This is a genomic window from Amycolatopsis sp. NPDC043887 (assembly GCF_056435665.1).
The window spans coordinates 61,686-83,575 of record NZ_JBWKEB010000004.1; the positions used below are offsets into that span (position 1 = coordinate 61,686).

Genomic DNA, 21,890 nt, shown 5'->3' on the forward strand with positions numbered 1-21,890 from the left:
ACGCGAGACCGGGACGGGTGATTCGGCATGACGTATGGAGGCGACGACCGAGGGCGACGGATGCCGCCGCCGCAACGGCCGCCGTCCGGCCGCCCCCGGCGGCATCAGCCCGCGCAGATGATGCCGCTGCCGGGCCGGGGGAGCAGCCCGTACGACGAGCGGACGAGGCCCATGGGGCACGGCGGCCAGGAACGGCCCGCCGGTCCGCCACCACGCCGTCCAGGCCCGCCGCAGCCCCCTCCTGGCCGCCCGGCCGACGACGGTGCGCGGCCGCCGCGGCGACGTAAGCGCTGGGGCTTCGGCAAGGTGCTGCTCTCCCTGCTGACCGTGTTCGTGGTGTTCCTCGCCGGCGTGTGGGTGTACCTGGAGTTCTCCATCAACCGCGTCGACGCGCTGGCCGACTACTCCGGCCGCCCCGTCGCGGCCGAAGGCACCAACTGGCTGATCGTGGGCTCCGACAGCCGCGACGGGCTGACCCCCGAAGAGCAGGAGAAGCTGGTCACCGGGGACAGCAAGGCCGCAGGCGGTGGCAAGCGCACCGACACCATCATGATCGCGCACGTCCCTGACAACAGCACCAAACCGACGCTGCTGAGCCTTCCGCGCGACTCGCAGGTGACCATCCCGGGGCACGGCAAGAACAAGATCAACGCGGCGTTCTCGATCGGCGGCCCGACGCTGCTCGCGCAGACCGTCGAGGGCGCCACGGGCCTGCGCATCGACCACTACGCCGAGATCGGCTTCGGCGGCTTCGCGAAGATCGTCGACGCGATCGGCGGGGTCCACATGTGCGTCGAGAAGCCGATGGAGGACACCCTCACCAAGATCAAGATCCCCGCGGGCTGCCAGGACCTCCAGGGCCCGCAGGCGCTCGGGTTCGTCCGCATGCGGCACAGCGAGGCCACCCCGCGTTCGGACCTCGACCGCGTGGCCAACCAGCGGAAGTTCATCGGCGCGATGGTCAGCGAGATCGGCAGCCCCGGCACATTGCTGAACCCGTTCTCGCTTTTCCCGCTGCTGTCGACGGCGCCGGACGCGCTGACGATGGATTCGGGCGACCACGTGCACAATCTGGTGGGGCTGGCGCTGGCGATGCGCGGGATCTCCTCGGGCGGCGTCGTCACCACGACGGTGCCGGTGACCAGCGGTTCGGCGGAGAACTGGGACAAGACGAAGTCGAAGCTGCTGTTCGACGCGTTGAAGAACGACACGGAGATCCCGGACAGCGCGATTTTGACCTGATCTTCGGCCTCGTGAGTGGTAAGGACGGTTCTAACCGTCCTTGCCACTCACGAGGAGCCTGATGGAAGCGCCCGCCGAAACCCTCGCCGACGACGTCGTCACGCTGCGCCGCTGGAAGCCGGAGCAGCTCGAAACCCTCGCCGCCGTCGCGGGCGACTCCGCCGGGCATCTCGGCGCCTGGATGATCTGGGCCACCTACGGTTACGGCCGTCGTGAAGCCGCCGACTTCCTGGAGCGGACCGCGGAGAACTGGGCCGACGGCAAGACTTACGACTTCGCGATCCTCAGCGGGGAAGACCTCGTCGGCGGCGCGGGCATGATCACGCATCCGGGCCGGATCGAGATCGGTTACTGGCTCGGCAGGCACCACACCGGTCGCGGCTTCGCGACCAGGGCCGCGAAGCTCTTGGCCGACGAGGCTTTCCGGCTCGGCGCGCCGGAGATCGAGATCCGGCACGACGAGAAGAACCTCGCGAGCGGTGCCGTGCCCGCGCGGCTGGGCTTCACGATGACCGGCGACGAGGCCGCCGAACCGCCGCTCGCCCCCGCCTGCGCGGGCGTCAACCGGATCTGGCGGCTCAAGCGTCCTTAGTCTTGCGCTCGCGCAAGGCCGCGAGCGCCTTGTCGGCGTGCACGGTGAACTTCAGCTCACTCTTGATCACTTCGAGCACCTTGCGATCGGTGTCGATGACGAAGGTGTGCCGTTTGGCATGCAGCGGGCTGAATTTGCGCCATACGCCGAACTGTTTCGCCACCACACCGTCCACATCGGACAGCAGGGGGTAGTCGAAGCCGTGCTTGGCGGAGAACTCCTGCTGTTTGGCTACGGCGTCCGGGCTGATGCCGACGCGGTGCGCGCCCACTTCGGCGAATTCCGCGGCCAGGTCGCGGAAATGGCAGCTTTCCGCGGTGCAGCCGCTGGTCATCGCGGCGGGGTAGAAGAACAGCACGACCGGGCCGGACGAGAGGAAGTCCGACAGCGTGCGCTCCTCGCCCTTGTCGTCGGGCAGAGTGAAGTCCGGGGCGATGTCACCTTGGTCCATGGACCGATCCTGTCACGTCAGTGGGCGTGCCGTTCGATCAGCTCGTCGACCTCGTCCCCGGTCGCGGAATCCGCCACGAACGAACCACGCGCCGCGAGTACGCCGTACCGCCGCAGCCGTTCGGCCTGTTCGTGACTCCGGACGCCCTCCGCGCCGATGCGCAGGTTCAGCTCCTTGGCCCTGGCGACCAGCTGGCACAGGTGGCGGACGTCGGCCTCGTCCTCGCCGTCGGCCAGCGCGTCGACGACCGCGCCGGACAGGATCACGTGGCGGACCGGCAGCCCGTGGCGCGGGATCAGCTCCAGATCGTCCGAACCGGAGATGGCCAGCACCAGCTGGGAGCCCAGATCGGCCAGCACGGCGAAGGAGTCCAGCACCTCGCCGCTCGAGTCGAGCACGGACTCGCGGTCCGTGCACAGCCGCAGCGCCTGGGCGGGCAGGTTGTGCCGGTCGAGCTGTTCCTTGACCAACAGGACCAGATCGGGCTCGATGGCCAGCCGGTTCGGCAGCCGCACGCAGACGTCGGGAGCGGCCTCGCCGAACCTGTTCCGCCATCTCGCGGTGGCGGCGAGCGATTCGGCCAGCAGCCATCGGCCGAGCGGGATGGTCATCCCGGTGATCTGCGCGAGCGGATAGAAATCGTCCGAGTCCAGTTCACCCTTCTCCGGGTGGCTCCAGCGCAACCCGGCGTTGACCGCGGCCAGCTGGTCGGGATTCGCGAGCTTCACCGTCGGCTGGTAGATCAGCGAGAACTCACCGTTCTCCAGCGCGCCCGCGATGACCGCGCCGAGCTGGTAGCGGCCCCGGTCACGCGCGTCGAGTTCCGGATCGAACAGCATCCACTGCGCCTTGCCCGCCTCCTTGGCGCGGTGCAGGGCGATTTCCGCGGCGCGAAGCAGGTCTTCGGGTCCGCCGTCGGCGACCGGGCGGACGACGATGCCCGCGCTCGCGCTGACCCCGATACCGTGCCCGCCGAGGTAGATCGGCTCGACCAGCTCCTCCAAGGCCTGCTCGACCAGCGCGATCACCTCGGGCGGGGTGAAGTCGCCGCGCAGCAGGACGGCGAACCCGTCGCCGGACAGCCGGGCGACCGAGCCGTTGTGCCTGCCGGTGAAGACGGACGTGAGCTTCTTCGCGACCCCGCGCAGCACCTGATCGCCCACGCCGGCCCCGAGACCGTCGTTGATCACCTTGAAGCCGTCGACGTCGAGATAGACGAGCGCGACCTGCTCGCCGCCGGACCCGGCCAGCGCGGTTTCGAGGGCGTTGCCGAACGCGGTGGCGTTGGGCAGGCCGGTCAGCGCGTCGTGCACGTTCTGGTGCAGCAGCCGTTCCTGCAGCAGGTGGATCTCGTTGGCGTCGGAGACCATCAGCACCGGATAGGTCGAATCGGGCCGGTCACCCGGGAGGTCGGTGAGAGTCACGTCGACCCAGAGCGAGCCTTCCTCGCTGTGATCCAGCAGCAGGCGTTCCTGCTGTGTCGGCTGCCCGTGCGTCATGAGCTGCGCGAGCGCGTTCCGCAGGCGGGCGACGTCGTGTTCGGCGGAGCCGAGATCGGGGATCTCCCGCCCGCGCAGCGCGGAGGGGCGGCAGCCGAGGAGACGGCCGAGCGCGGCGTTCGCCTCCACGATGGTGCCGTTGGCGTCCGCGAGGGCGATCCCGATGGGAGAGGCGGAATAGAGCTTGGAGAAGCGCAGCACGGCGGGCTGATGGTCGGGCTCGGCCAAGACGGCGTCCTGGGCGACACCGAGCAGCAGCTGTTCGAGTTGCTCCTTGGGAAGCGATACTCCTTTAGTGTCAGCGAGCGTCTCGGCCCATCTCCGAGCGACGTCCACCAACCCTGGCGCGGAACCAGGTTCGGGCACACTTCACCTCTTCATGCTCGGTTGATGGCCAGCTCAGACCGGGTGTCCGAGCCCACGGACCCACACTAGGTATGGGCCGACCGGGTGTAGTGTCACGGCATCATGCGCGATCCGGGGTGTCTACCGGCTGAAAGGGTGATCGCTGCTACACGAGTGGTGACCGGAAGTTACCAAGAGTGCTCGATCGTGTTTGTCCGATTGGTCCGGCTTCAGCGGGGTGTCAGGCGGATCGGCAGTCCGTCCGCCGGCACGGGCAGCGAGACGTAGTCCCAGCGTGCGGTGTAGTTTTCCGGTACCGACCACCGATACGCCCGCAGCATCTCGTGCAGCAGCGCCTTCACCTCGAACGTCCCGAAATGCAGGCCGATGCACTTGTGCGCCCCGCCGCCGAACGGCATCCACGCGTAGCGATGCGACTTGTCCTCGCGGCGGTCCTCGCCGAAGCGGTCCGGGTCGAACCGCATGGGGTCGGTCCAGTGCTCCGGCGAGAAGTGGTTGACGGTGGGGGAAACCCCGACGAGTGTCCCTTCGGGAATGAAATGCCCGAGAACCTCGGTGTCCTTCACGGTCTTCCTGGTCAGGGAAGGAACCGGGGCCACCAGCCGCAGGGCTTCCTTGATCACCAGATCCAGCGTCGTCAGGGTCTCCAGCGCCTCGATGTCCGGCACGTCGTCGCCGAGCGCGAGCGATTCCCGGCGCGCGCGTTCCTGCCACTCGGGATTCTTGGCGAGGTGGTAGACGGCGGCGGCGCTGGTGATCGTCGAGGTGTCGTGCGCGGCCATCATCAGGAAGATCATGTGATTGACGACGTCGGAGTCGGTGAAGCGGTCACCGTCTTCGGTGGTGGCGTGGCACAACGCGGTGAAGAGGTCGTCGCCGTCGCCGGCCCGTTTCGCCGGCAGGTTCGCCGAAAAGTAGCGTTCGAGGACCTTGCGGCCGTGCAAACCCGCCGCCCAGCGGCCGCCGGGAACGGGGAACCGCACGATGGCCGTGCCCGCGCGCACGGAGTTCACGAACGCGCGGTTGATCGCGGCCGCGTCGTCGCCGGAACTCATGCCCATGAACACGCGCGTCGCGACGTCGAGCGTGAGCTGCTTGAGGGACCAGTAGATCCGCGGGTTCGGCCGGTCGGCCCACGCGGCGACGCCCTTACGCAGGGCCGGCCCCATCTGGTCGACGTAACCGGTGAGCCGTTGCCGGGTGAACGCCGCCTGCATGATCCGCCGGTGCAGATGGTGCTCGCCGAAGTCGAGCAGCATCAGACCGCGGTCGAAGAACTGCTCGATGAAGAACTTCCAGCCTTCCTGGGAGAAGGCCTTGTCCTTGTTCACCAACGCGATCTGGGTGGCCTCCGGACCGGTGAGCGCGACGATGCGGCGCCCGAACGCGCCCATCCACGACACCGGTCCGTAGGTCTCGTAGCGTTTGAGGCCGAACTCGATGCCGAAGCGCATGAAGTCCAGGGCGTGCCCGATGACCGGCGGGCCTTCGTCGCCGAGGACGGGTTTGAGGCCCGGCGGGGCGGGCGCGAGCTCGCGGACCGGCCAGGTCGCGCCGAGCCAGCGCTGGTCGACCGAACGCGGCAGGGGGATCGAGGTGAGCGGCGGGACCCGCTCGCGCAGTGCCCCGGTGACCTTTTCGACGGCGTTCGCCATGGCGACCATCTCCCCGCTGAGATCGGTTACCGTTCCACCATCGCACCCTTATTGACGTCCTGACAATACCCCGGTGGAAGTTCCGTGAAGGCCTCCTTCACTACCTTGAGGGTAGGGAAGGAGGCCTTCACGGACCGGTCAGGCCAGTTCGGCGCGGACCACGCGGGCGGCCGCGACCAGGTTCCGCAGCGCCGGTTCGACCTCGGCGTACCCGCGGGTCTTCAGACCGCAGTCCGGGTTGACCCAGATCCGCTCGGCGGGCACGGCGCCGACGGCGGTCCGCAGCAGCCCGCTGACCTCGTCGACCGCGGGGACGCGCGGCGAATGGATGTCGTAGACGCCAGGCCCGACGCCGCGGCCGAAGCCCGCCGCGCCGAGGTCGGTGACGACCTCCATCTTCGACCGCGCGGCCTCGATGCTGGTGACGTCGGCGTCGAGCGCGTCGATCGCCTTGACCACGTCGCCGAATTCCGAGTAGCACATATGGGTGTGGATCTGCGTCGCGTCGTCGATTCCGGAAGTCGCCAGCCGGAACGACGAAACCGCCCACGCGAAGTACGCCTCGTGCGCCGCCGCGCGCAGCGGGAGCAGCTCCCGCAGCGCCGGCTCATCCACCTGGATGACGCGGATGCCCGCCTCCTGCAGTTCGTGCACTTCGTCGCGGATGGCCAGCGCCACCTGACGGGCGGTCTCGCCCAGCGGCTGATCGTCGCGGACGAACGACCACGCCAGGATCGTCACCGGTCCGGTCAGCATGCCTTTGACGGGTTTGCCGGTCAGGCCCTGCGCGTAGCGCGCCCACTCGACGGTCATCGGCTCCGGCCGGGAGACGTCGCCGTACAGGATCGGCGGCCGGACGCAGCGCGAACCGTAGGACTGTACCCAGCCGAAGTCGGTGGCCGCGAACCCGGCCAGCCGCTCGGCGAAGTACTGCACCATGTCGTTGCGCTCGGGTTCGCCGTGCACCAGCACGTCCAGGCCGAGGTCCTCCTGCAGCCGGACGACGCGCTCGATCTCCGCCTTCATCGCGGCTTCGTAGCCCGCGTCGTCCAGCGAACCCGCCTTGTGCGCGGCCCGCGCCTTGCGGACGTCGGTGGTCTGCGGGAACGAGCCGATCGTCGTGCTCGGCAACGGCGGCAGCTTCAGCGCGGCCTGCTGAGCCGCCGCGCGCCGGGCGTAGGGGGAGCGGACGGTGTCCTCCGGCCGCAGTGCCTCCAGCCGGGCGCGGACCCCGCTGTCGGCCAGGTCGGCCGCCGTCGCGCGATCCGTGGCCGCGGCACGGGCGGCGGAGAGGTCGACGCCCTCTTCCTTCAGCGCGCGCCCGAGCAAGACGACCTCGTCGACCTTCTGCCTGGCGAAGGCGAGCCAGCCCTTCAGACGCGGGTGCAGTCCGTCCTCCCGCTCGACGTCGTAGGGCACGTGAAGCAATGAGCAGGACGTCGACACGCTGACCGATTTCGCGATACCCAGCAGCATCGCCGCTCGGCTGAGCGCGCGGGTCGGATCCGTGCGCCAGACGTTGCGCCCGTCCACGACACCGGCCAGCACCTCCTTGTCCCGCAGGGCGGGTTCGGCGGCGACGGCGTCCACAAAGGACTCATCGGTGACGAGGTCGACCGCGATGGCGTCGATCGGAGAGCGCGCGAGCACACCCAAGCCACGGCCGAGACCGCCGAAGTACCCGGCGACCAGGATCTTGGGCCGCGCGGTCTCCTTCGCGAGCCGGTGGTAGGCGCGGATGAGCGCGTTGAGCTCCCTCTCGGTGCGGTCCGCGGCGAAGGCGGGTTCGTCGAACTGAACCCACTCGACGCCTTCGTCGTGCAGTCGGCGCAGCAGCTCGACGTAGCCGTCGAGGAGGTTGTCGAGCAGGTCCAGCGGTCGGAAGTCCTCCGGAGCGGTCTCGGCCGGCTTCGCGAGCAGCAGGAACGTCACCGGGCCCACCAGCACCGGCCGGGTCTCGACACCGACCGCACGGGCTTCGCGGTATTCGTCGAGCGGTTTGGTGCCGGTGAGCGAGAACGTCGTGTCCGGGCCGAGTTCGGGGACGAGGTAGTGGTAGTTCGTGTTGAACCACTTCGTCATCTCCATCGCCGGCGCGTCCTGCACCCCGCGTGCGGCGGCGAAGTAGGTGTCGAGCGGCGAGAGACCGAGCGTCGTGAAGCGCTCCGGCAGCGCTCCGAACAGTTCGGTGGTGTCGAGCACCTGGTCATAGTGGGAGAAGGTGTTGGAGGGGACGGATTTCAGTCCCGCGTCCTTGAGTTCCCGCCAGGTCCTGGTGCGCAGCGCGCGGCCGGTGCCCAGTAGTTCGGCCTCGTCGATCTTGCCCGCCCAGTAGCGTTCGAGTGAACGCTTGAGTTCCCTGTCCGGTCCGATCCGGGGGTAGCCCAGCACAGTCGTGCCGATTTCGGTCACAGCTCTCTCCTCGCGAGCTTGTCGGGCGAGCCCGGAGCGCGCGGGGATGACCGCCGTTCGGTCGTGCCCATCCCACGAGGCCCGGACTCACGCACGCCGTCGGCGCGCGTACCACGGGCAGGTCTTCGGACTCGTGGGCGACTCGCTCGTTCCTACCGGCCGTCGCTTCCCGGGGCGCCATGTCCCAGTGCTTTACCGTGTCTCGCACGGTGACGGCTTTCGTTCCCACATACCGCTGCGGGGCAGTCCCGGATTCGCACCGGGTTCCCTGTTACCTCGACCGGCCTGGGAGGCCGGGCGAACCAGTAGCACCCAGGAGCGTACCGAATTCGGGTCTCGCGTGACTGGAGGCGTAACTCACGTGATCGGAGGCGGAACACGCGTGCCTGGAGACGGAACACGCCGGGCGGAAGTCCGCCCGGCGTGTTCCGTGTTCAAGCACGCGAGTCACGTGCCTGAGCACGCGAGTTCGGGGTTCAGTCCCAGTCGAGGGCACCACCGGACTGGTACTCGATGACGCGGGTCTCGAAGAAGTTCTTCTCCTTCTTGAGGTCCATCGCCTCCGACATCCACGGGAACGGGTTCTCCGTCTCGCCGAAGATCGGCGCGAGACCGATCTGCTGCGCCCGCCGGTCGGTGATGAAGTGCATGTACTGCTCGATCAGCTCGGCCGAGAGCCCGAGCATGCCGCGCGGCATGGTGTCGCGGGCGTAGGCGACCTCGAGTTCGCACGCCTCGGTCAGCATGGTGCGGACCTCGGCCTGGAACTCCTCGGTCCACAGGTGCGGGTTCTCGATCTTGATCTGGTTGATGCAGTCGATGCCGAAGTTCAGGTGGATCGACTCGTCGCGCAGGATGTACTGGTACTGCTCGGCGATGCCGACCATCTTGTTCCGGCGGCCGAGCGACAGGATCTGCGCGAAGCCGGTGTAGAACCACATGCCCTCGAAGATCACGTAGAACGCGACGAGGTCACGCAGGAAGGCCTGGTCGGCCTCCGGCGTCCCGGTCTCGAAGTCCGGGTTCTCCAGGTTCTGCGTGTACTTCAGCGCCCACGCGTCCTTGTCCGAGATGGACGGGACCTCGCGGTACATGTTGAACAGCTCGCCCTCGACCAGGCCGAGGCTCTCGCAGATGTACTGGAAGGTGTGCGTGTGCACGGCCTCCTCGAACGCCTGGCGCAGCAGGTACTGGCGGCATTCGGGGTTGGTGATCTGCCGGTATACCGCGAGCACGATGTTGTTGGCCACCAGCGATTCCGCGGTGGCGAAGAAACCGAGGTTGCGCTTGAGCATGGTGCGCTCGTCCTCGGTGAGGCCGTCGGGCGACTTCCACAGCGCGATGTCGGCCTGCATGGCGACCTCGGTCGGCATCCAGTGGTTGTTGCAGCCGGCGAGGTACTTCTCCCACGCCCAGGTGTACTTCATCGGCAGCAGCTGGTTGACGTCGGCGCGGGCGTTGATCATCCGCTTGTCGTCGACGTTGATGCGGGCGGCGCCGACTTCGATCTCACCGAGGCCGGTGGCGTCGGTGGAGGCGTCAAAGGTGGTCATGAAGGGCACACTCCAAGAGGCGTCGTGAGTGGTAAGGACGGTTCTAACCGCCCTTACCACTCACGAGGATGTCGTTACTGGCAGGCTTCGCAGTCGGGGTCGTCGATCCGGCAGGCGGCGCCGTCGGCGGCGACGAAGTCGACGTCCGAGACCTTCGGCATCTCCTTCGGCTCCGGCTTGGCGGCCGGTGCGGGCGCGGTGACCGGCACGGCCGGGACCGCGGCGGAAGCCGACGGGGCGGGCGAAGCGGCGGGAGCCGGGGCCGGCGCGGCGGGCTTCGGCGAAGCGGGTGCGGCGGGGGCCGGGGTGGCCGAGACCGCGTTCAGCTTGCCGTCGGTGCCGCGCAGGGTGCTCTTCTCCACGTGCGTCGCGGACCGCGCCCGCAGGTAGTACGTGGTCTTGAGGCCCTTGTGCCAGGCGTAGCGGTACAGCTCGTCGAGCTTGCGGCCGCTGGGCGCCGCGATGTACAGGTTCAGCGACTGAGCCTGGTCGATCCACTTCTGGCGCCGCGAACCGGCGTCCACCAGCCACTTGGACTCGATCTCGAACGCGGTCGCGTACAGCGCCTTCAGGTCGTCCGGCACGCGGTCGATCTGGCCGAGGCTGCCGTCGAAGTACTTGAGATCCGACACCATGACCTCGTCCCACAGCCCGCGCTCCTTGAGCGAGCGGACCAGGTGCGGGTTCACCACGGTGAAGTCACCGGACATGTTCGACTTGACGAACAGGTTCTGGAACAGCGGCTCGATCGACTGCCCGACCCCGCAGATGTTGGAGATCGTCGCGGTCGGCGCGATCGCCATCACATTGGAGTTGCGCATACCGACGGTCTTGACCCGCTCGCGCAGCGGCGCCCAGTCCAAAGTGGACGAGGTGTCGACGTCGAGCGCGTCGCCCTGCCGCGCGTCGATCAGCAGCTGCATCGAGTCGATCGGCAGGATTCCCTTGCTCCACAGGGAACCCTCGAACGTCTGGTACTGGCCGCGCTCCTCGGCGAGGTCGGTCGACGCCGAGATCGCGTAGTAGCTGATGTGCTCCATGCTGGTGTCCGCGAACTGCACGGCCTCGTCCGAGGACAGCGGGACACCGATCTCGAACAGCGCGTCCTGGAAACCCATCAGGCCCAGCCCGATCGGGCGGTGGCGCAGGTTGGAGCGGCGCGCCTCCGGGATCGTGTAGAAGTTGATGTCGATCACGTTGTCGAGCATGCGAACGGCCGTGCGCACGGTCTTCTCGAGGCGCTTCGTGTCGAGGCCCTCGGGGGTGACGTGCTTGAGCAGGTTCACCGAGCCGAGGTTGCAGACCGCGACCTCGTCGGTGGTGGTGTTCAGCGTGATCTCGGTGCACAGGTTGGACGAGTGCACGACACCCACGTGCTGCTGCGGCGAACGCAGGTTGCACGGGTCCTTGAAGGTGATCCACGGGTGGCCGGTCTCGAACAGCATGGTCAGCATGCGGCGCCACAGGTCGACCGCGCGGACCTTGCGGAACACCTTCAGCTCGCCACGCTCGGCGGCGGCCTCGTACTCGCGGTAGCGCTCGGCGAACGCGTTGCCGTAGAGGTCGTGCAGATCCGGGGTCTCGTTCGGCGAGAACAGCGTCCACTGCGCGTCGGCCTCGACGCGGCGCAGGAACTCGTCCGGCACCCAGTTCGCGGTGTTCATGTCGTGCGTGCGGCGACGGTCGTCACCGGTGTTCTTGCGCAGGTCGAGGAATTCCTCGATGTCCACGTGCCAGGTCTCGAGGTACGCGCAGGCCGCGCCCTTGCGCTTGCCGCCCTGGTTCACCGCGACCGCGGTGTCGTTGGCGATCTTGAGGAACGGCACGACACCCTGCGACTGGCCGTTGGTGCCCTTGATGTGCGCGCCGAGGCCGCGGACCGGGGTCCAGTCGTTGCCGAGACCGCCCGAGTACTTCGCCAGCAGCGCGTTGTTCTTGTACGCCTGGAAGATCGAGTCCAGGTCGTCGTCCACAGTGGTCAGGAAGCACGACGACAGCTGCGGGCGCGTGGTGCCCGAGTTGAACAGCGTCGGGGTGGACGCCATGAAGTGGAACGTCGAGAGCAGCTCGTAGAACTCGATGGCGCGGGCTTCCCGGTCGTCCTCGCGGATCGCCAGGCCCATCGCGACGCGCATGAAGAACGCCTGCGGCAGCTCGAAGCGGACGCCGTCGTGGTGCTGGAAGTACCGGTCGTACAGGGTCTGGAGGCCGAGGAAGCCGAAGTCGAGGTCACGCTCGGCGCGGATGGCCGCGGTGATCTTGTCCAGGTCGAAGGTCTGCAGCTCGGGGTTGACCAGCTCCAGCTCGATGGCGCGCTTGAGGTAGTCCCGGAAGTACTGCGGGTACCTCGCGGTCATCTCGTCTTGGCTGGCCTGCTGCGGCACTCCCGCGAGGTAGCTGAGCGCCTCGCCGCGGAGCTTGTCCGCGAGCAGCCGGGCACTGACGTAGGAGTAGTTGGGCTCCTGCTCGACGAGCACGCGCGCGGCCATGATCTGGGCGAGGGCGAGTTCGTCGGCGCTGATGCCGTCGTAGAGGTTGCGCTTGGCCTCGGCCAGGACAGGCTCGGCCGAAACGTCCTCGAGGCCGGCGACGGCCTCGCCGACCACGTGCGAGACGCGGGCCCAGTCGAGCGGGCGAAGCGAGCCGTCGGCCGCCTTGACGCTGATGGCGACGTCGGACGACGCGGGCTTCTCGGCCTCACGGGCCTTCGCGCGCTCCTCGCGGTACAGGACATACGCGCGGGCGACCTTGTGGTGCTCGCCGCGCATCAGCGCCAGTTCGACGATGTCCTGGATCTGCTCGATGTGCAGCGCGGTCTCGGGACCGGCGTGGCGGAGCAGGGTGGTCTCGATCTGCTCGGTCAATTCCTTGACCAGGTGGTGGATCCGCGACGAGGCGGCCGCGTCACCGCCCTCGACGGCGAGGAAGGCCTTGGTCACGGCGACCGAGATCTTGTTCGCGTCGAAGGGGGACACGCTGCCGTCCCGCCGGATGACTCGCACGGTCGCGGGCGTGGTGTCCGAGGACGAAGGTGGCCGCTGACCGATTTCCACTGACATGCGTAGTCTCCAAAGGGCGCGTTGAAGCACCGCAAGGCCGCACAAGGCCGTGCGCTGCACGTTCACAAAGCTGTCCGGCAACCGCTCCCGAGCGGTCTCCCCGTCGCTGGGCGGTACCGGTTCCCAGAGACTACATGTAGGGGTCGGAGGCCGCACGTGCCCCAATGGGTGGCGTGTCGTGGTCTCACCCTGGCGGGTTAGACGATCACGCTGAGCGGCTGGTCAGCCGCCGAAAACGATCTTGAAGTCGCGCAGGCAGGCGCTCAGCGCGGGCCGCTGACCGGCAAGGAAGCCGAACGGGCCGGACTCGTTGATCCGCCAATCCGCGGCCGCGGGACGCGGGTTCGCCGTCGCTCGGACGGGGCTTCTTTTGACACGGCCGTCCAGCATTTGGACGACGTCGAAGGCCGCGGGCATCCGCACCGGGAGGCTCGGGCGCGGGGTGAAGGCCGCCGTCGCGATCCAGTCCTCGTGGGTGGCCGCCGAGGCGGTGAAGGTCCGCCCGTGGGCGAAGTCGAGCGCGGCGAGATCCTTGGGGATGCCCCACAGTGCGCGTCCGCCGGCGAGGGAGACCTCGCTGTCGACCCAGATGTCGGTGATGGAGCTGGAGAGGCGTTCGCCGCGGACCGCGACGGTCGCCAGTAGTTCGTGGTACTGGAGCTGCCCGGGCTCCTGGTAGTCGATCCAGGCGGTGAACACCTGGGCGCGGCCGCCCAGCGTGATCGGCTCGGCGCGGCTGGGCAGTTCGGGCAGTTCGCTCACCGGGATACGCCAGATCGACAGGTACGCCTGACCCGCCAGGTTCCAGGGCTCCGGGGGATAGGCGGTCACGAGTTCCGCCACGGCAGATAGGCGGGCTGGTCGGTGTCGACGCGCATGGAGAACTCCGGTGGTCGTTTCTGCAGGAAGGACACGACTCCCTCGACCGCGTCCGGGCTGGCGCCCAGCCCGCCGATCAGCTTGGAGTCCAGTTCGTGCACCGGGAACGGCGACGCGGCGCTCGCCATCCGGTACAGCAGCTGCCGGGTCACCGCGACCGAAACGGGTGAGGTGGTCGTCGCGATCTCGAGGGCCAGTTCGCGCGCCTTGCCGAGCACTTCCTCGGGCTCGTGGACACTGTGGACCAGCCCGGCGGCCTTCGCCTCCTCGGCGCCGAAGACACGCCCGCTGACCATCCAATCGAGTGCCGTTCCCATCCCGACGAGCCGCGGGAGGAACCACGCGGACGCGCCTTCGGGGTAGATCCCGCGGCGGACGAAGACGAAGCCGAACCGGGAATCCGTGGACGCGAGACGGTAGTCGCAGGACAGCGTGATCGTGATGCCGCCGCCGACGGCCGCGCCCCGCAGGGCCGCGATCACCGGCTTGTTCATCGTGAAGATCCGTTTCGAGCAGCGTCCCGCCGGCTCCTGCCACGCCGCGTCCGGGCCGGTCTCCGGGTCGAAGTCGAAGCCGCCCTGCGTGAGATCGGCGCCCACCGAGAAATCCTTGCCGTTGCCGGTCAGGATCACCACCCGGACGTCCTCGTCGCGGTCGGCCCGGTCCATCGCGTCGCCGAGTTCGTCGGCCATGCGAATGGTGTAGCCGTTGCGGGCTTCGGGCCGGTTGAGCGTGACCGTCGCGATGCGGTCGGCGACCTCGTAGGTGATTTCGGCGTACGCGCTCATGACGTGAAAGTAAGACTACGTTGACAAGGTGTCAATAAGGCTCATTCGACGTCGTCCAGATGGTCCGCGTAGTACTCGACCGCTCGCCGGTACCGCTGGACGCCGTCGTCCGCGCTGGTCGCCGCGAGCACCTTCAGCAAGGTTCCCGCCGCCTCGCGCGCCTCGCCGACGTTGTAGAGCGCCATCGCGAGGAACGTCCTCAGCGCCGCGTCGTCCGGGAACTCGCCGAGGCCGCGCCGCAAGGTCGCGAGCGACTCGTCGTACCGGCCGAGGACGCGATAGGTGCTGCCGAGCCCGACGAACACGCCATGCCTGTCCTCTGTGGACAGACCGTCGCCCGCGAGCGCCTGTTCGTAGAACGGGGCCGCTTCGGCCTCCAGTCCGGCGGAATCGTGGGCCCAGGCCGTCTGGTAGGCGATCACGGCGTCCCGCGGGTGCCGCCCGGCCAGCTCGATCAGCCGCAGGCGCGCCTCGTCGGTGCCTTGCTCCCGCAGCCGGATCGCTTCGTGTGCCTCGTTCACGCGGCGGCGCCGTCGAAAGGCGGATAGGTCTCGCCGCCGACCCGCTCGGCCACGACGATGTACTCGGCCAGCGCGTCGCGCGATCGCGTCAGCTTGGCCAGCTGCTCGTCCAGGCGTCCGAGCCGCTCGCGCATCGCGGCCAGCAACTCGGGGCAGCCGATCAGCTCGGGTTCCTCGCCGATCGCGCAGGGGAGCAGGTACGCGATGTCTTCGGACGACAGGCCGGCGGCGAGCAGATGACGGATCTGCTTCACCCGCAGCAAAGCCGTCTCGTCGTACTCGCGGTAACCGTTCGCGCCGCGGCTCGCCTCCAGGAGGCCTTGTGCCTCGTAGTAGCGCAACTGGTGGGCGTTGACGCCCGTCCGGTGACTCAGTTCACCGATCTTCATCGCTTTCCCCACTTGACCTTCATACCGGTATCAACGTTGACGATCGTGCCATGACAGACAACGAGAACACCCCGGTATCGGTCGTCGGCCTCGGTCTCATGGGCACCGCGCTCGCCCGCGCGTTCCTGAAGGCGGGGCATCCCACGACCGTGTGGAACCGGACGGCCGCCAAGGCGGACGCGCTCGTGGCCGAAGGCGCGCGGCTCGCGCCCACGATCGGCGACGCGCTCGGCTCGGGCGGTGTGACGATCCTGTGCCTCACCGACTACTCCGCCGTGCGTGCACTGCTCGGCGACGCCGTGCTGGCGGGCACGACACTGGTCAACCTGACCTCGGGCGACTCCGCCCAGGCGCGGGAAACCGCCGCCTGGGCCGAAAAACGGGGCGCCCGGTACGTGGACGGCGCGATCATGGCCATCCCGTCGACGATCGGGACCGCCGACGCGGTGATCCTGCTGAGCGGGCCGCGGCCGGACTTCGAGATCGGCGCGCTCGGCACGATCAGCCACCTCGGCGAGGACCCCGGACTCGCGTCCCTGTACGACGTCGCCGGCCTGACGATGATGTGGAGCGTCCTGAACGCGTGGCTTCAGGGCACCGCGATGCTCAAGACGGCCGGTGTCGACGCCGCGACGTACGCGCCCTTCGCGCAGCAGATCGCCGTCGGGGTGGCGGGCTGGCTGCCCGGGTACGCCGAACAGGTCGACAAGGATTCCTTCCCCGCGGAGGTGTCGGCCTTGGAAACCGATGCACGGGCAATGGCGCATCTGGTCGAGGAATGCGAGGCACTGGGCGTGAACGCCGAACTGCCGAAGCTGTTCAAGGCGATGGCCGACCGTGCGATCGCCGCCGGGCACGGCGGGGAGCAGTACCCGGTGCTGATCCGGGAATTCGAGCGGCCGGGGAGCTGACCTGGCCCGATGTCCGTGAAGGCCTCCTTGAGGGACCCTTCTTCACCATCGGTGTGTCGGTAGTCGAGGCGATGTCGCGCGGAGGTCGTGGGCGACGGGGTTCAGTGTCCCCAATGTGGCATTGGGGACACTGAGCGTCTCCGATGCCACATTGGGGACATCTCGAAGCCAGTTGGAGTCGCGGCTGCACGCCGACTGAGGAAAACAATCAGGCGTGCTTGATTTTTCCGGCGGGCGGTGCCAGCCTGAGGGAGACGCGAGGAGGCGGGCATGGCTGACCTGGGCGTGATCCTTGGGGATCTCGCGGCGGAATCGCAGGCCATCGACGACGTGGTGGCGGATCTGCCCGCGTCGGACTGGGCGCGGCGGACCCCGGCCGAAGGCTGGACGATCGCCCATCAGATCGCTCATCTGGCCTGGACGGACAAGAAGGCGCTGATCGCGGCGCGCGGATCCGAGGCCGAGTGGCAGGCCGAGATCGAAGGGCTGCTCGCGACGGGCGAGTCCTACGTCGACGACGGCGCGGCGGAGGGCGCGAAGACGCCGCCGCGTGAGCTGCTGGCGGAGTGGCGCGCCGGCCGCGCGAAACTCGCCGACGCGCTCGCGGCGGTGCCCGACGGACAGAAGATCCCCTGGTACGGCCCGCCGATGAGCGCCGCGTCCATGGTGACGGCGCGCCTCATGGAGACCTGGGCGCACGGCCAGGACATCTACGACGCGCTCGGCGTCACGCGGGAGAACACCGCGCGGATCTGGCACATCGCCCGTTTCGGCACCCGCACTCGCGACTTCGCCTACAAGCTCAACTCGCTCTCCCCGCCCAGCGAGGAGTTCCGTGTCGAGCTGACCGCGCCCGACGGCACCACCTGGGACTTCGGGCCCGAGGGTGCCGGACAGCGGCTCACCGGCAGTGCCGTCGACTTCTGCCTCGTCATCACCCAGCGCCGTCACCCCGCCGACACCGACCTGGTCGCCACCGGCAAGGACGTCGAGGAATGGCTCGGGATCGCGCAGGCCTTCGCCGGACCTCCCGGTGCCGGGCGGAAACCGGGGCAGTTCGCATGACCCCGATCAGGATCGGCAACGCGTCCGGGTTCTACGGCGACCGGTTCTCCGCGGTCCACGAGATGCTCACCGGCGGCCCGCTCGACGTGCTGACCGGCGACTACCTCGCCGAGCTGACCATGCTCATCCTCGGCCGGGACCGGATGAAGGACCCGAACCGCGGGTACGCCAAGACCTTCCTGCGCCAGATGGAGCAGAATCTCGCGCTGGCGAAGGAAAAGGGCGTCAAGATCGTCGCCAACGCCGGCGGGCTCAACCCCGCCGGTCTCGCGGACGCGCTCCGCGAACTGGCCGCGAAACTCGGCGTCGACGTCGCGATCGCGCATGTCGAGGGCGACGACCTCATCCAGCGCGCGGAAGAACTCGGCTTCGGCAAGACCCTGACCGCCAACGCGTATCTCGGCGCGTGGGGTATCGCGGAATGCCTGAACGCGGGCGCCGACATCGTGGTGACCGGCCGCGTCACCGACGCGTCGGTGATCGTCGGCCCGGCCGCCGCGCACTTCGGCTGGGCTCGCGACGACTACGACGCGCTGGCGGGCGCGGTCGCCGCCGGGCACGTGATCGAATGCGGCACGCAGGCCACGGGCGGCAACTACGCCTTCTTCACCGAGCACGAGCTCGGCGTGCCGGGGTTCCCGATCGCCGAGATCTCCGCCGACGGCTCCAGCGTGATCACCAAACACCCCGGCACCGGCGGTGTCGTGAACGCCGGAACCGTGACCGCGCAACTGCTCTACGAGATCACCGGCGCCCGGTACGCCGGGCCGGACGTCACGACGCGGTTCGACACGCTGACGCTCTCCGAGGACGGCCCGGACCGCGTCCGGATCAGCGGCGTCACCGGAGAGCCGCCGCCTCCGACCCTGAAGGTCTGCCTGAACGGGCTCGGCGGTTTCCGTAACGAGACGACGTTCGTCCTCACCGGACTCGACATCGAGGCGAAAGCCGCGCTGGTGAAGGAACAACTCGAAGGCGCGCTCAAGGCCAAGCCGCCGGCGGGCGTCCAGTGGACCTTGGCTCGCACCGACCGGCCCGACGCCGAAACCGAGCAGCAGGCGAGCGCGCTGCTGCATGTCGCGGTGAAGGACGCCGACCCGGAGGTCGCCGGGCGCGCGTTCAGCGGCGCGGCGATCGAACTCGCGTTGGCGAGCTACCCGGGCTTCCACGTCACCGCGCCGCCCACGGCCGCCTCGCCCTACGGCGTGTACCGGCCCGCTTTCGTCGACGCGCACGAGGTGCCACACGTCGCCGTCCTGCCGGACGGAACACGCCGCGACATCGCGCCCGCCACCGAAACGCTGCCCTTGTCTGATGTGGACGGTGACCGGCTGCCGGCGCCGTTCACCCAGGGGCAGGTCCGTCGCGCACCGTTGGGCAGGGTGGTCGGCGCCCGCAGCGGCGACAAGGGCGGCAACGCGAACGTCGGTGTCTGGGCGCGCTCCGACGAAGCATGGCGCTGGCTCGCGCACCGGCTCACCGTCACCGAATTCAAACTGCTGCTCCCGGAGACCGCGGACCTCGAGGTCAGGCGGCATCTCCTGCCGAACCTGCGGGCGCTCAACTTCGTCGTCGAAGGCATCCTCGGCGAGGGCGTCGCGTCGCAGGCGCGGTTCGACCCGCAGGCGAAGGCGCTCGGGGAATGGCTGCGCTCCCGCGAGATCGACATCCCGGAGGCCCTCCTGTGACCGACCCCTTCTCCACGCCGGAACGCGCCGAACTGCGCAAGACCGTGCGGCGGTTCGCCGAAACCGAGATCCTGCCCCACCTCGAAGAGTGGGAGCGCGAGGGCGAACTGCCCCGCGATCTGCACCGCAACGCCGGGGAACTCGGACTGCTCGGCGTCGGCTTCCCCGAGGAGGTCGGCGGCGGAGGCGGCGACTACCTCGACGCGGTGGTCATCGCCGAGGAACTGCACTACGCGGGCGGTTCCGGCGGGCTCTTCGCCTCGCTGTTCACCTGTGGCATCGCCGTCCCGCATATCGCGGCGGCCGGAGATCCGGTGCAGATCGAACGCTGGGTCCGGCCGGCCCTGGAGGGCCACAAGATCGGCTCGCTCGCGGTCACCGAACCCGACGGCGGCTCCGACGTCGCCGGGATCCGCACCACGGCGGTACGCGAGGGCGACGAGTACGTCATCAACGGCGCCAAGACCTTCATCACCTCGGGCTGCCGCGCCGACTTCGTGACCACCGTGGTCCGTACCGGTGAAGCCGGCGCCCACGGGATCTCGCTCATCGTCGTCGAACGCGGCACACCGGGCTTCACCGTCTCCCGCAAGCTGGAGAAGATGGGCTGGCTCTGCTCGGACACCGCCGAATTGTCCTATGTGGACGTCCGGGTGCCCGCGGAGAACCTGATCGGCGCCGAGAACAGCGGGTTCGCGCAGGTCGCCACCCAGTTCGTCACCGAGCGGGTCTCGCTGGCGGTGCAGGGTTACGCGCACGCGCAGCGGGCTCTGGACCTGACGCTGGACTGGTGCCGCCTGCGCGAGACCTTCGGCCGTCCGCTGATCTCCCGCCAGCTGGTGCAGCACAAGCTGACCGAGATGGCCCGCAAGATCGACGTCGCCCGCACCTACACCCGGCAGGTCGCCCAGCGGCACGTCGCGGGCGAAGAGGTCATCGCCGAAGCCTGTTTCGCGAAGAACACCGCCGTCGAGACCGCCGAATGGGTGGTCAACGAGGCCGTGCAGCTGCACGGCGGACTCGGCTACATGCGGGAGTCCGAAGTGGAGCGTCACTACCGTGACGTGCGCATCCTCGGTATCGGCGGCGGGACCAACGAGATCCTCACCGGCTTGGCCGCGAAGCGATTGGGATACACCGCATGAGCACGATCAGGTCAGGAGTGGACACGCGGACCGAGGAGTTCGCCACCAACCGCGAGTCCATGCTCGGCAAACTCGCCGAGATCGACGGCGAGCACGCCAAGGCGATCGCGGGTGGCGGCGAGAAGTACGTAGCCCGCCACCGCAAGCGTGGCAAGCTGCTCGCCCGTGAGCGGATCGAACTCCTCCTCGACGAGGATTCCCCGTTCCTGGAACTGTCTCCGCTGGCGGCCTGGGGTTCGGACTACCAGGTCGGCGCCAGCGTGATCACCGGCATCGGCGTCGTCGAAGGCGTCGAATGCATGATCTCGGCGAGCGACCCCACGGTCAAAGGCGGGGCGAGCAACCCGTGGACGGCCAAGAAGAGCTACCGGGCCGCGGACATCGCCGCGCAGAACCGCCTGCCGGTGATCAACCTCGTCGAGTCCGGCGGGGCGGATCTGCCGACGCAGAAGGAGATCTTCATCCCCGGCGGCCGGATCTTCCGCGACCTCACGCGGTCTTCGGCGGCGAAGGTGCCCACGATCGCGCTGGTGTTCGGCAACTCGACAGCGGGCGGCGCGTACCTGCCGGGTATGTCGGACTACGTCGTGATGGTCAAGGAACGCGCGAAGGTATTCCTCGGCGGTCCGCCGCTGGTCAAGATGGCCACGGGCGAGGAGTCCGACGACGAGTCGCTCGGCGGCGCCGAAATGCACGCTCGCACGTCGGGCCTCGCCGACTACCTCGCGGCGGACGAAGAAGACGCGATCCGGCTCGGGCGCGGCATCGTCAAACGGCTCAACTGGACCAAGCAGGGGCCGACGCCGAAGCCGGACTACGCCGAGCCGCTGTACTCCGCCGAAGACCTGCTCGGCATCGTGCCCGCCGACCTCAAGGTGCCGTTCGATCCGCGTGAGGTGATCGCCAGGGTCGCCGACGGTTCGGACTTCGACGAGTTCAAACCCTTGTACGGCAGCAGTCTCGCCACCGGCTGGGCGAGCATCCACGGCTACCCGGTCGGTATCCTCGCCAACGCGCAGGGGGTGCTGTTCGGCGAAGAGTCGCAGAAGGCCGCACAGTTCATCCAGCTGGCCAACCAGATCGACACGCCGCTGGTCTTCCTGCACAACACCACCGGCTACATGGTCGGCAAAGAATACGAGCAGAGCGGCATCATCAAACACGGCGCGATGATGATCAACGCCGTGTCGAACTCGAAGGTGCCGCATCTGTCGGTGCTCATGGGTGCCTCGTACGGCGCCGGCCACTACGGCATGTGCGGCCGCGCCTACGATCCCCGGTTCCTCTTCGCCTGGCCCAGTGCGAAATCCGCGGTCATGGGACCGCAGCAGCTGGCGGGCGTGCTGTCCATCGTGGCCCGTGCCGCCGCCGCGTCGCGCGGGCAGGAGTACAACGAGGAGCACGACGCCGCCATGCGCGCCATGGTCGAAGGCCAGATCGAAGCCGAGTCGATGCCGATGTTCCTCTCCGGGATGCTCTACGACGACGGGATCATCGATCCCCGCGACACCCGCACGGTGCTCGGGCTCAGCCTGTCCGTGATCCACAATGGACCAGTGAAGGGCGCCGAGGGCTTCGGCGTCTTCCGTATGTGACGGGAGGCGGAGCAGACTGATGTCGCGGCAACCAGATGTACGTCAAGGCGCGCGCTCGGCCGAAGGCCCCGCTATCGGGG

The 21,890-nt window shown here is 68.6% G+C and carries 17 protein-coding genes and 1 riboswitch; of the genes, 7 read left to right on the forward strand and 10 right to left on the reverse strand.

All coding sequences use genetic code 11. The features are described from left to right. Positions 1–27 precede the first annotated feature (27 nt). Together AC069H_RS12450 and AC069H_RS12455 are read left to right on the forward strand one after the other, a co-directional pair. The gene (locus AC069H_RS12450) at positions 28–1,242 is read left to right on the forward strand and encodes an LCP family protein (protein ID WP_478232310.1); all 1,215 of its coding nucleotides are present in this window, start codon (positions 28–30) and stop codon (positions 1,240–1,242) included. A gap of 61 nt (positions 1,243–1,303) precedes the next feature. Beyond that, positions 1,304–1,834 carry a GNAT family N-acetyltransferase gene (locus AC069H_RS12455; protein ID WP_478232311.1) on the forward strand — a complete coding sequence of 177 codons (531 nt, stop codon included), beginning with the start codon at positions 1,304–1,306 and terminating at the stop codon, positions 1,832–1,834. Here the strand turns inward: AC069H_RS12455 and AC069H_RS12460 are convergent. The 10 genes from AC069H_RS12460 to AC069H_RS12505 form a co-directional block, all read right to left on the reverse strand. Continuing rightward, positions 1,821–2,285, reverse strand: a complete 465-nt coding sequence (locus AC069H_RS12460; RefSeq protein WP_034311845.1) for a peroxiredoxin — start codon at positions 2,283–2,285, stop codon at positions 1,821–1,823. The genes AC069H_RS12455 and AC069H_RS12460 overlap by 14 nt on opposite strands. 17 nt (positions 2,286–2,302) lie before the next feature. Beyond that, entirely contained in the window at positions 2,303–4,150 is a 1,848-nt protein-coding gene (locus AC069H_RS12465; protein WP_478232312.1) for a putative bifunctional diguanylate cyclase/phosphodiesterase, read from the reverse strand. A 209-nt stretch (positions 4,151–4,359) separates the two neighbouring features. After that, positions 4,360–5,805 (reverse strand): cytochrome P450, encoded by a 1,446-nt coding sequence (locus AC069H_RS12470; protein ID WP_478232313.1) that lies wholly within the window; start codon positions 5,803–5,805, stop codon positions 4,360–4,362. 138 nt (positions 5,806–5,943) lie between these two features. Next, positions 5,944–8,217 (reverse strand): 5-methyltetrahydropteroyltriglutamate--homocysteine S-methyltransferase, encoded by a 2,274-nt coding sequence (metE, locus tag AC069H_RS12475; RefSeq protein ID WP_478232314.1) that lies wholly within the window; start codon positions 8,215–8,217, stop codon positions 5,944–5,946. A 99-nt stretch (positions 8,218–8,316) separates the two neighbouring features. Then, positions 8,317–8,539: riboswitch (cobalamin riboswitch) on the reverse strand. A 154-nt stretch (positions 8,540–8,693) separates the two neighbouring features. Continuing rightward, positions 8,694–9,770, reverse strand: a complete 1,077-nt coding sequence (locus AC069H_RS12480) for a ribonucleotide-diphosphate reductase subunit beta (protein WP_340683063.1) — start codon at positions 9,768–9,770, stop codon at positions 8,694–8,696. A gap of 74 nt (positions 9,771–9,844) precedes the next feature. Beyond that, on the reverse strand, positions 9,845–12,829 hold the full coding sequence (locus AC069H_RS12485; RefSeq protein WP_340683062.1) for a ribonucleoside-diphosphate reductase subunit alpha: 2,985 nt from the start codon (positions 12,827–12,829) through the stop codon (positions 9,845–9,847). 222 nt (positions 12,830–13,051) lie between these two features. Then, complete coding sequence (locus AC069H_RS12490) at positions 13,052–13,660, reverse strand: acetoacetate decarboxylase family protein (protein ID WP_478232315.1); 609 nt, start codon at positions 13,658–13,660, stop codon at positions 13,052–13,054. After that, a complete protein-coding gene (locus AC069H_RS12495) occupies positions 13,657–14,496 on the reverse strand; it encodes an enoyl-CoA hydratase-related protein (protein WP_478227576.1) in 840 nt (279 codons plus the stop codon). The genes AC069H_RS12490 and AC069H_RS12495 overlap by 4 nt, the downstream gene beginning before the upstream one ends. 41 nt (positions 14,497–14,537) lie before the next feature. Further along, positions 14,538–15,017 (reverse strand): tetratricopeptide repeat protein, encoded by a 480-nt coding sequence (locus AC069H_RS12500; RefSeq protein WP_478227577.1) that lies wholly within the window; start codon positions 15,015–15,017, stop codon positions 14,538–14,540. Next, complete coding sequence (locus AC069H_RS12505) at positions 15,014–15,406, reverse strand: MerR family transcriptional regulator (RefSeq protein WP_478227578.1); 393 nt, start codon at positions 15,404–15,406, stop codon at positions 15,014–15,016. The genes AC069H_RS12500 and AC069H_RS12505 overlap by 4 nt, the downstream gene beginning before the upstream one ends. Positions 15,407–15,456: 50 nt before the next feature. Here AC069H_RS12505 and AC069H_RS12510 point away from each other — a divergent pair, with 50 nt between their 5' ends. The 5 genes from AC069H_RS12510 to AC069H_RS12530 all read left to right on the forward strand — a co-directional run bounded on the left by AC069H_RS12510 (position 15,457) and on the right by AC069H_RS12530 (position 21,810). Further along, the gene (locus AC069H_RS12510; protein WP_478227579.1) at positions 15,457–16,317 is read left to right on the forward strand and encodes an NAD(P)-dependent oxidoreductase; all 861 of its coding nucleotides are present in this window, start codon (positions 15,457–15,459) and stop codon (positions 16,315–16,317) included. A 270-nt stretch (positions 16,318–16,587) separates the two neighbouring features. Further along, the gene (locus AC069H_RS12515) at positions 16,588–17,382 is read left to right on the forward strand and encodes a TIGR03084 family metal-binding protein (RefSeq protein WP_478227580.1); all 795 of its coding nucleotides are present in this window, start codon (positions 16,588–16,590) and stop codon (positions 17,380–17,382) included. Further along, positions 17,379–19,070 (forward strand): acyclic terpene utilization AtuA family protein, encoded by a 1,692-nt coding sequence (locus AC069H_RS12520; protein ID WP_478232316.1) that lies wholly within the window; start codon positions 17,379–17,381, stop codon positions 19,068–19,070. The genes AC069H_RS12515 and AC069H_RS12520 overlap by 4 nt, the downstream gene beginning before the upstream one ends. After that, positions 19,067–20,215 carry an acyl-CoA dehydrogenase family protein gene (locus AC069H_RS12525; protein ID WP_478232317.1) on the forward strand — a complete coding sequence of 383 codons (1,149 nt, stop codon included), beginning with the start codon at positions 19,067–19,069 and terminating at the stop codon, positions 20,213–20,215. The genes AC069H_RS12520 and AC069H_RS12525 overlap by 4 nt, the downstream gene beginning before the upstream one ends. Further along, complete coding sequence (locus tag AC069H_RS12530; protein ID WP_478232318.1) at positions 20,212–21,810, forward strand: acyl-CoA carboxylase subunit beta; 1,599 nt, start codon at positions 20,212–20,214, stop codon at positions 21,808–21,810. Before AC069H_RS12525 ends, AC069H_RS12530 begins: the two co-directional genes overlap by 4 nt. Positions 21,811–21,890: the final 80 nt, after the last annotated feature.

What these genes read in the sequence shown, in the direction of transcription:
- AC069H_RS12450 (WP_478232310.1), top strand. Translation starts at nt 28, where the DNA reads ATGACGTATGGAGGCGACGACCGAGGGCGACGGATGCCGCCGCCGCAA.
- AC069H_RS12455 (WP_478232311.1), top strand. Translation starts at nt 1,304, where the DNA reads ATGGAAGCGCCCGCCGAAACCCTCGCCGACGACGTCGTCACGCTGCGC.
- AC069H_RS12460 (WP_034311845.1), bottom strand. Translation starts at nt 2,285, where the DNA reads ATGGACCAAGGTGACATCGCCCCGGACTTCACTCTGCCCGACGACAAG.
- AC069H_RS12470 (WP_478232313.1), bottom strand. Translation starts at nt 5,805, where the DNA reads ATGGCGAACGCCGTCGAAAAGGTCACCGGGGCACTGCGCGAGCGGGTC.
- AC069H_RS12480 (WP_340683063.1), bottom strand. Translation starts at nt 9,770, where the DNA reads ATGACCACCTTTGACGCCTCCACCGACGCCACCGGCCTCGGTGAGATC.
- AC069H_RS12485 (WP_340683062.1), bottom strand. Translation starts at nt 12,829, where the DNA reads ATGTCAGTGGAAATCGGTCAGCGGCCACCTTCGTCCTCGGACACCACG.
- AC069H_RS12495 (WP_478227576.1), bottom strand. Translation starts at nt 14,496, where the DNA reads ATGAGCGCGTACGCCGAAATCACCTACGAGGTCGCCGACCGCATCGCG.
- AC069H_RS12505 (WP_478227578.1), bottom strand. Translation starts at nt 15,406, where the DNA reads ATGAAGATCGGTGAACTGAGTCACCGGACGGGCGTCAACGCCCACCAG.
- AC069H_RS12510 (WP_478227579.1), top strand. Translation starts at nt 15,457, where the DNA reads ATGACAGACAACGAGAACACCCCGGTATCGGTCGTCGGCCTCGGTCTC.
- AC069H_RS12515 (WP_478227580.1), top strand. Translation starts at nt 16,588, where the DNA reads ATGGCTGACCTGGGCGTGATCCTTGGGGATCTCGCGGCGGAATCGCAG.
- AC069H_RS12520 (WP_478232316.1), top strand. Translation starts at nt 17,379, where the DNA reads ATGACCCCGATCAGGATCGGCAACGCGTCCGGGTTCTACGGCGACCGG.
- AC069H_RS12530 (WP_478232318.1), top strand. Translation starts at nt 20,212, where the DNA reads ATGAGCACGATCAGGTCAGGAGTGGACACGCGGACCGAGGAGTTCGCC.